At 56.4% G+C, this 7,650-nt stretch carries 7 protein-coding genes; all 7 read right to left on the bottom strand.

The genetic code is table 11. From position 1 onward, the window contains the following. Positions 1-446 precede the first annotated feature (446 nt). The 7 genes from WC370_04260 to WC370_04230 all read right to left on the bottom strand — a co-directional run bounded on the left by WC370_04260 (position 447) and on the right by WC370_04230 (position 7,633). Positions 447-1,349 (bottom strand): DMT family transporter, encoded by a 903-nt coding sequence (locus WC370_04260; GenBank protein ID MFA5308686.1) that lies wholly within the window; start codon positions 1,347-1,349, stop codon positions 447-449. Positions 1,350-1,436: 87 nt separating this feature from the next. Beyond that, a complete protein-coding gene (gene hflX / locus WC370_04255; GenBank protein ID MFA5308685.1) occupies positions 1,437-2,567 on the bottom strand; it encodes a GTPase HflX in 1,131 nt (376 codons plus the stop codon). 84 nt (positions 2,568-2,651) lie between these two features. After that, positions 2,652-3,836 carry an LL-diaminopimelate aminotransferase gene (locus WC370_04250; protein MFA5308684.1) on the bottom strand — a complete coding sequence of 395 codons (1,185 nt, stop codon included), beginning with the start codon at positions 3,834-3,836 and terminating at the stop codon, positions 2,652-2,654. 9 nt (positions 3,837-3,845) lie between these two features. Beyond that, complete coding sequence (gene dapF, locus WC370_04245; protein ID MFA5308683.1) at positions 3,846-4,706, bottom strand: diaminopimelate epimerase; 861 nt, start codon at positions 4,704-4,706, stop codon at positions 3,846-3,848. Positions 4,707-4,732: 26 nt separating this feature from the next. Beyond that, positions 4,733-5,653, bottom strand: coding sequence for a tRNA (adenosine(37)-N6)-dimethylallyltransferase MiaA (miaA, locus tag WC370_04240; GenBank protein MFA5308682.1), 921 nt, complete (start codon positions 5,651-5,653; stop codon positions 4,733-4,735). 4 nt (positions 5,654-5,657) lie between these two features. Beyond that, complete coding sequence (tpiA, locus tag WC370_04235; protein MFA5308681.1) at positions 5,658-6,419, bottom strand: triose-phosphate isomerase; 762 nt, start codon at positions 6,417-6,419, stop codon at positions 5,658-5,660. An 11-nt stretch (positions 6,420-6,430) separates the two neighbouring features. Further along, the gene (locus WC370_04230) at positions 6,431-7,633 is read right to left on the bottom strand and encodes a 2,3-bisphosphoglycerate-independent phosphoglycerate mutase (protein MFA5308680.1); all 1,203 of its coding nucleotides are present in this window, start codon (positions 7,631-7,633) and stop codon (positions 6,431-6,433) included. Between the last annotated feature and the right edge of the window lie 17 nt (positions 7,634-7,650).

Genomic DNA, 7,650 nt, shown 5'->3' with positions numbered 1-7,650 from the left:
GCTGGCGAAAGGATTATAATACTGTCAGGCCGCATAGCTCATTGGGCGGCTTGGCACCCCAGGATTTCATAGAACTAGCCGGAAGACGCTAAGATGCAGATGGCACTAAGAATGGGGTAAGGTCATTCAATGTCCAGTATCGTCCCTCTCCTTGCCCGCGGGGAGAGGGATAAGAGAGAAAGGGGTTGGTTCAATGCCATCCCCCCCGCGTCACCATCCCCTTCCTTTTCTCCCTTATCCCCCTTATACTATCAACTATAAACTGATAACTGTAAACTGATAACTATCAACTATAAACTGTTTACTCTAAACTATCCCTTACCCCAATTAACATAAACAAAAAAACAAATGATTAGCTATAAATCGTTCGTGAACATTAACAAATAAATAAAAAAAACAAAAACAATTCCCCCACTTTTTACTGAAAACCGTAAACTGTGAACTCGTTAGCGGAACAGCAAAAAAGTCCCCGCCACCGTCGCCGCCATCCCCAGGGCGACCTTGGCAGTGAAAAGCTCGGTGCGGCGGTTGATCAGCCAGGAAAAGATGAAGATAAAAAGTATCTGGATGCTTAACAGCGGCGCGATGACGTTGGCCGGGCTGTGCCCCAGCGATGTGAAATAAAGCAGTTGGCCGGTGGCTGTGAACACCCCGGCTATGGACATGGGCAATATGTTTCTTTTAAAGGAAAGTTGGGCGAACCGCTGCCGGCGCGACCGCTTCAGGAATAGCAGCGCCATTACCACCGCCGCCGCGGCGTAAGAAATAAAGGTGGCCGCGGATGACGACCCCAACTCCTCCACCGCCGGCTTGATTAACACCGGTGTTATTCCCCAGCACAGCGCCGCGCCCAGGGCTGCTAAAATGCCGCGGACGGTGTCCCGGGGGACTTTCTCCATTATCTCTCCGCTGATGCTCTTTTTCTCCCGGGTAATCAGGAATACCCCGGCTAACATGCAGAGGGCCCCGATGGCGATATAGCCGGTCACTCTCTCGTCGAGGAAAATCCAGCTCAGCAGTATGGTGTATATCGGGCTGGTCTGGTTGAAGGGGGTCGCCCGGTTGGCCCCGATCAGCCGGAAAGCCTCGTAAGCCAGCAGCCGCCCGATAATGTAGTGGATGATGCCGGTAGCGATAAGCAGCCCCAGTACTTTACCGGACACATTGGCGAGAATGCCCCAGCCGCCGCTGACCGATATCGCGATGGCGAAATACGGAATCCCGATTGATATGCTTAATGCCGTGACGCTGAAGGACTCGCCCGCGTCGCCGGCGGTCTTCCTCACCATGACGATGCCGACCGCGAAACTGACGGACGCTATCAGCGCCAGAACCAGACCTGTATCCATGAGATTATCTTTATGTCATCCTGACGCAAGTCAGGACCCGGAATCCCTTTCACCTGCCCCCTGATTTCCGCTAACAGAGGCTATCGGCTACTGATTTTCCAATGTCGGAAAGGATGCGTTAATGTCCGGCAGCGCTGCTGCCACCATCTCCACCAGTCTCGGCAGGCCCCAGCCGCGCACCGCGGAGATTATCACCGTGTTCTCATCCGGCGCTACCCCCAGGTTGGCCAGCACGCTTTCCAGTCCTTTACCGTCCTGGGCCGGCTCGCTGTCTATCAGGCGGTCGATTTTGTTCAGCACGGTAAACCGCTTTTTCTCCGCCAGCCCCAGCTCGCTTATTATCTTTTCCACGGCATGGCATTGCTCCGTCGCGTCCGGGGAAGATACATCGACGATGTGCAGCAGCAGGCTGGCTTCGGACAGCTCTTCCAGCGTAGCACGGAAAGCGTTGATGATGGTGGGCGGCAGCTTGCGGATAAACCCCACCGTATCCGTGACCAGCACCGCTTTATTGCCGGGCAGGTTCAGGCGGCGGGTGGTGGGGTCCAGGGTAGCGAAAAGCCTGTCGTCCGCCAAGACTGCTTCCGTTTTACAGAGCGTATTCAGCAGCGTGCTCTTGCCGGCGTTGGTATAGCCCACCAGCGCGATGACCGGTATGCCGCTTTTCTGCCGTTGCTGGCGGTACAAAGAGCGCCTTCGCCTGACCTCTTCCGTCTGTTCTTCCAGCCGCTGAATCTTGCGGCGTATCAGGCGCCGGTCGGTTTCCAGCTGTGATTCGCCGGGACCCCTGGTGCCGATGCCGCCGCCCAGACGTTCCAGGTGGCTCCACTGTCCGGCCAGCCGCGGTAAAAGGTACTGGTGCTGGGCCAGCTCCACCTGCAAACGCCCCTCGTGGGTGCGGGCGCGCCGGGCGAAGATATCCAGGATTAAAGCCGCCCGGTCGATGACCTTCACGTTCAGCTCATTCTCCAGGTTTTCCTGCTGCTTGGGCGTCAGCTCGTCATCAAGTATCAGGACGTTGTAGTCCTTGTTGGCTTTTAAGGCTATGAGTTCCTGCACCTTGCCTCTGCCCACGTAATAATCGTGGGAAGGCACCGGCAGCTGCTGGACGATTTTATCGACGACCCTTGCCCCCGCCGATTCCGCCAGTTGCCCCAGCTCTTCCAGGGAGTTGACGGCCGCCTGTCTTTCCCTCCCGCCCTTGGGCGTCACCGCCAGTAATATAGCTTTTTCCTGCGTCGGCTTGGTAATGACGATGTTTTTAGGAATTTTAATTCTCCTGTGACGTATGTTTATGTCAGGTTACTTTTTCATGGTAAGTCGCCGCGTATTGCGCCACCCGGACAGCCGTGAAAGCCCTTTGACCAGCGATGCGTCCGGTATCGTCAGGGAAAGCCTTACATACCCCTCCCCTGCCCGTCCGTAGCCTAAACCCGGCGTGACCGCTACCCCTGCCTGGTCCAGCATATCGGCGGTAAAGTCCACGGAATCGTAGCCTTCCGGCACCTTAGCCCACACGTAGAGGCTGGCCTTGGGCACGTTAACCTCCAGCCCTATCCGGGTCAGTACCTCGCAAATAAGGTCGCGCCGGCGCTGGTAGACGGCATTGTGCTCGGCGATGCTGTCCTGCGGCCCGTTTAAAGCCTCGATAGCCATATACTGTATGGCCTGCGGTATGCCGGAATCCAGGTTGGATTTCAGCGTCCGCAGCGCCGTGATCGCCTCCGCGTTGCCCACCACCATGCCGATACGCCAGCCGGTCATGTTGTAGCTCTTGGAAAGCGAGTGGAACTCCACCCCCGTTTCTTTAGCCCCCTCGGCCTGCATAAAGCTCACCGGCTGGTAGCCGTCATAAGCTACCTCGGTATAAGGGCCGTCATGGCACACCAGGATACCATGCTCTTTGCCGAACTCCACCGCCCGGTTGAAAAAGTCCAAATCAGCCACGGCGCCGGTGGGATTATTAGGATAGTTCAGCCACAACATTTTGGTCTTTTTCAGGATAAAGTCCTGGATGCCTTTAAAACTGGGTAAATAGCCGTTATCCGCTTTTAAGGAAAGGTAATAAGGCCGCCCGCCCGCCAGCTGCGTGCCGACGGCGTAAACGGGATAGCCCGGGTCCGGCACCAGCGCCGTGTCTCCGGGGTCGATAAAACACATGGCGATATGTGCGATGCCCTCTTTAGAGCCGATGAGCGGCAGCACCTCGGTGTCCGGGTCTAGGGTAACGTTGAACCGCCGTTTATACCATCCGGCTATCGCCCGGTGCAGCTCCGGCAGCCCGGCGCTCTCCGGGTAGCGGTGATTGACCGGGTCCTGCGCCGCCTCGCATAGCTTTTTAATCACGTGCGGCGGCGTGGGCATATCCGGGTCCCCGATGGCGAAACTGACCACCTCCTCCCCTCTGTCTCTCTTCTCCGCTATTTTCTTGTTAATCTCCACGAACAAATATGGCTTAAGGGATTCAATGCGTCTAGCTGGGTTCATGCTCACTCCTCAATCCGGCCATTTGCCTTCATAGACTATCACCGCCGGCCCGTGTACCACCACTTCCCGGCTGCCGTTCCACTCCACGTTAATCACGCCGCCGGGCAGCCTGATGTCCACCACCGAGCCGGTATAGCCCCGCAGCTTAGAAGCCACGGTAATGGCGCCGGTGCCGCTGCCGCAGGCCAGCGTTTCACCCACTCCCCTCTCCCATACCCTCGCTTCGATATGGCTTTCGTCCAGTACCCGCGCCACCTCGAAGTTCACGCGGTTGGGGAAAATAGACAGGTTCTCCACCAGCGGCCCTATTTTAGACAGCGGAAAATCCGCCACCGGCCTGTGGCTGAAAAACACGGTATGCGGGTTGCCCATGGATACCATGTTCAGTGTCAGCTCCCTCCCGCCTATTTTTTCCTTATACGTTATCATACCGTTAACCTCTTCCGCCACCCCTTTACCCTTTTCCACCTCCACCGGTATCAGGTCGGCGGTTAGCCGGGGTTTGCCCATGTTGGCGCGGAAGGAGACCACCTCGCCTTTTTCCCGCTCCAGCTTGATGCGGTTGACCGTCAGTAAAGTCTCGATGGTCAGATCTTCTGCGTCCGCCGGTATCATGCCTTTGGCCAGCACGTACCGCGCCAGGCACCGGAGGCCGTTGCCGCAGGTCTCGGACTCCGAGCCGTCCGTGTCCCATGTCCTCATGCCGAAGTCGGCTTTCTTGGAAGGCAGCAGAACAATCAGGCTGTCCGCCCCGATACCCCGGTGGCGGTCCAGTACCGTTATCGCCGTTTGCGGCCAGTCGCGCTTGAGTTTGCGCCCGTCCACCACCACGAAGTCATTGCCCGTGCCATGCATCTTGGTAAAATCCATTCCGTTATCTTACACTCCAGTCGCTGTTAATCATTTGTTAAATACTCCATCAGGGCTTTTTCTATCTCCGGGTTTTGCCAATCTCCGGCATCATACCAGTGGATTCTCTCATCGTTCAGGCGGAACCAGGCATACTGGTGACGGATAAAGCGGTGCGTTTCCGTCTTGATTTTCTGGATAGCCGCCGCCAGCGTCATTTCGCTCTTGAGATACTGGCCGATTTGCCGGTAGCCGATGCCGGACATGGCGGGTAAGCTGAAATCATAGCCTGATTTGAGCAGATTTTCCACTTCGGGGACGAGGCCCCGCTCTATCATCCCGTCAACCCTGCGGTCGACTATACGGTAGAGCTCGGACCTTTCGGCGGTTAGACCGATGATATGAGGAATAAAGTCAGGGGCTATCTTACCCCCGAGCTGGGAAAAAGCCTTTCCGGCTTGGGCATGCACTTCCAGCGCGCGTATCACACGGCGCACATTGCGGCGGTCAATTTTTGCTGCCGCGTCAGGGTCGGCAATGACAAGTTCCTGATAAATTTCTTCAACATTGTTCTCACTGGCTATCTTCTCTATATTATAGCGGAAATCCCGGTCCGGTGAAATAGCCGGTACCTGCCACCCCTCCAGAATCGCCCTGACATACAGACCCGTCCCCCCAACCAGGAAAGGCAGCCGGCCGCGGCGGTGAATATCATCTATAGCCCGGTTAGCCAGGCGCTGGAATAAAGCCAGGCTGAACTCTTCATTCGGATTGATAATGTCTATCAGATGGTGGGGTACGGCGGCCATTTCCTGCGGCGTAGGCTTGGCCGTGCCTATGTCCATCAAGCGGTAGACCTGACGGCTGTCCGCGCCGATTATCTCCCCCCGGAAAATGCCCGCCAGGCGCAGGGCCAAACGGCTTTTGCCGCTTCCGGTTGGTCCGACGATGGCGATAAGGCGCTTCACCCTATTACAGGCCTTTAATCTCGGTAGCTTGTTTGACGATACTGGTGAACTCGTCCGCTTTAAGGCTGGCCCCGCCGACCAGAGCGCCGTCGATATCCGACTTCCTCATTAAATCGGCGATATTGGCGGCGGTGACGCTGCCCCCGTAAAGAATACGTACGGTGTTGGCGATGCCGCTGCCGTGCAGGCGGGAAACAAATTGCCGGATAAAGCTAATCGTTTTATTAGCGCCATCAGCAGAGGCGGACTTGCCGGTGCCGATAGCCCAAATCGGCTCATAGGCGATAACCATACCGCTCATAAAATAAAGTCGGTCGGAGCAATCGATAAGCTGCTTGCCCAGCACCTCGCGGGTCTGCCCGGCTTCATTCTCTTCCAGCGTTTCGCCCACGCATAGTATCGGTTTGAGCCCCGCTTTAGTGGCGGCTTTGAGTTTTTTATTGACAATTTCGTTCGTCTCGCCGAAGTACTGCCGCCGCTCGGAATGCCCGATGATTACGTATTCACAGAGGTCGGCCAGCATTAGAGGTGACACCTCGCCGGTATAGGCGCCTTTGTCCTCGTAAAAAACATCCTGGGCGCCCAGCTTCACCGTAGTGTTCCGGGTCAACCCCCGCGCCGCCATCAGCGATATGAAAGGCGGGCAAAGCACTTTTTCTATGCCCTGTATGCGGTTAAGGTTCGGCTGCATGGTCTTTATCAGGTTGACAGCTTCTTCCAGAGTGGTATTCATTTTCCAGTTGCCGGCAATCAGCGGTGTACGCATATTCTTTACTCCTAAGCTCCGAACTTGGTCAGTTTCCGCGCGTTGGCCAGAGCCAGGGGCATAATCTGGGTGCAGGCAATCCTGCCCAGTCCCCCCGCCAGAAAAGCCGGCTCGGAGAACTCTTTTACATTATCGGTGCGGCAGTACCTGGAACAAATCAGCACGGGCACCGGGTGCCAGCTGTGCCCGCTTAAGACTGCCGGCGTGGAGTGGTCGCCGGTAACAACCAGCACTTCCGGTTTCAGTCCGGTAAGCAGCGGCAAGGCGGCGTCCACCTCCTCCAGGACTTTTACCTTCCTGGCGAAATCGCCGTCTTCACCGGCGGTGTCCGTCCACTTTACGTGGAGGAAAAAGAAATCGTATTTATCATAGTTATCTTTCAGCGTCTTAAATTCGTCTTCCAGCGTGGTGCCGGTTTGCGCGACGGTCATGCCCACCAGCCGCGCCAGCCCGCGATACATGGGGTAAACGGCGATAGCCAGCGGGTTCAGCTTATAATTTTCCTCCATGGTGGGGAAATGGGGCTTCATGGCGAAACCCCGCAGTAATATCATGTTGGCCGGGTGGTGCTGCTTTAATATCTCTTTAGCTTTTATTATGAATTTATTGGCGACTTCCGCCATCTTCTTTGCTCTCGGGTTGACGGCTTCAATCACCAGCGGTTCCACCCCTGTCCGCGAAGGGTCGGACTCGGTAAGGCCTTCCGCCAGCCCCTCACCCCGGAACACTACCACGAAACGGTGCTCCCGCACCGGATATACCTTTACATCAATTCCGTCTATTTTCATCCCGTCCAGGATTTTACACAGTTCCGTGGACTTTTCCGTGGAAATCCGCCCCGCCCTTCTGTCCGTAATGATACCCTCTTTATCAACGGTGCAGAAATTGCCGCGGGCGGCTATGTCCCCGTGTTTCAGCTCCACATCGATGCCGGTGGCTTCCAAAGCCCCCCGCCCTATTTCACACTTGATGGGGTCGTAGCCAAAAAGTGCCAGGTGCCCCGGCCCGCTGCCCGGTGTAATCCCGGGCGCAATAGGGTCGGCCAGGCCGCAGATTCCTTTAGCCGTCAACGCATCCAGGTTAGGCAGCCGCGCCGTCTCCAGTTCCGTCTTGCCCGTCTTGGGGTCCGGCAGCCCGCCCAACCCGTCCATCACCAGCATTACTATCTTGTCCGGTGAGGTTACCGCTATTTCCTTAATCAATTCCTGCGTCATTTTATCTTCTCAATAAT

The organism is Dehalococcoidales bacterium (assembly GCA_041652735.1).
Taxonomy (GTDB): Bacteria; Chloroflexota; Dehalococcoidia; order Dehalococcoidales; family RBG-16-60-22; genus RBG-13-51-18.
The sequence above is the reverse complement of the archived record's forward strand: the minus strand, read 5'-3'. Positions and strand labels throughout refer to the sequence as shown.

What these genes read in the sequence shown, in the direction of transcription:
- dapF (MFA5308683.1), bottom strand. Translation starts at nt 4,706, where the DNA reads ATGGATTTTACCAAGATGCATGGCACGGGCAATGACTTCGTGGTGGTG.
- tpiA (MFA5308681.1), bottom strand. Translation starts at nt 6,419, where the DNA reads ATGCGTACACCGCTGATTGCCGGCAACTGGAAAATGAATACCACTCTG.
- WC370_04260 (MFA5308686.1), bottom strand. Translation starts at nt 1,349, where the DNA reads ATGGATACAGGTCTGGTTCTGGCGCTGATAGCGTCCGTCAGTTTCGCG.
- WC370_04230 (MFA5308680.1), bottom strand. Translation starts at nt 7,633, where the DNA reads ATGACGCAGGAATTGATTAAGGAAATAGCGGTAACCTCACCGGACAAG.
- WC370_04250 (MFA5308684.1), bottom strand. Translation starts at nt 3,836, where the DNA reads ATGAACCCAGCTAGACGCATTGAATCCCTTAAGCCATATTTGTTCGTG.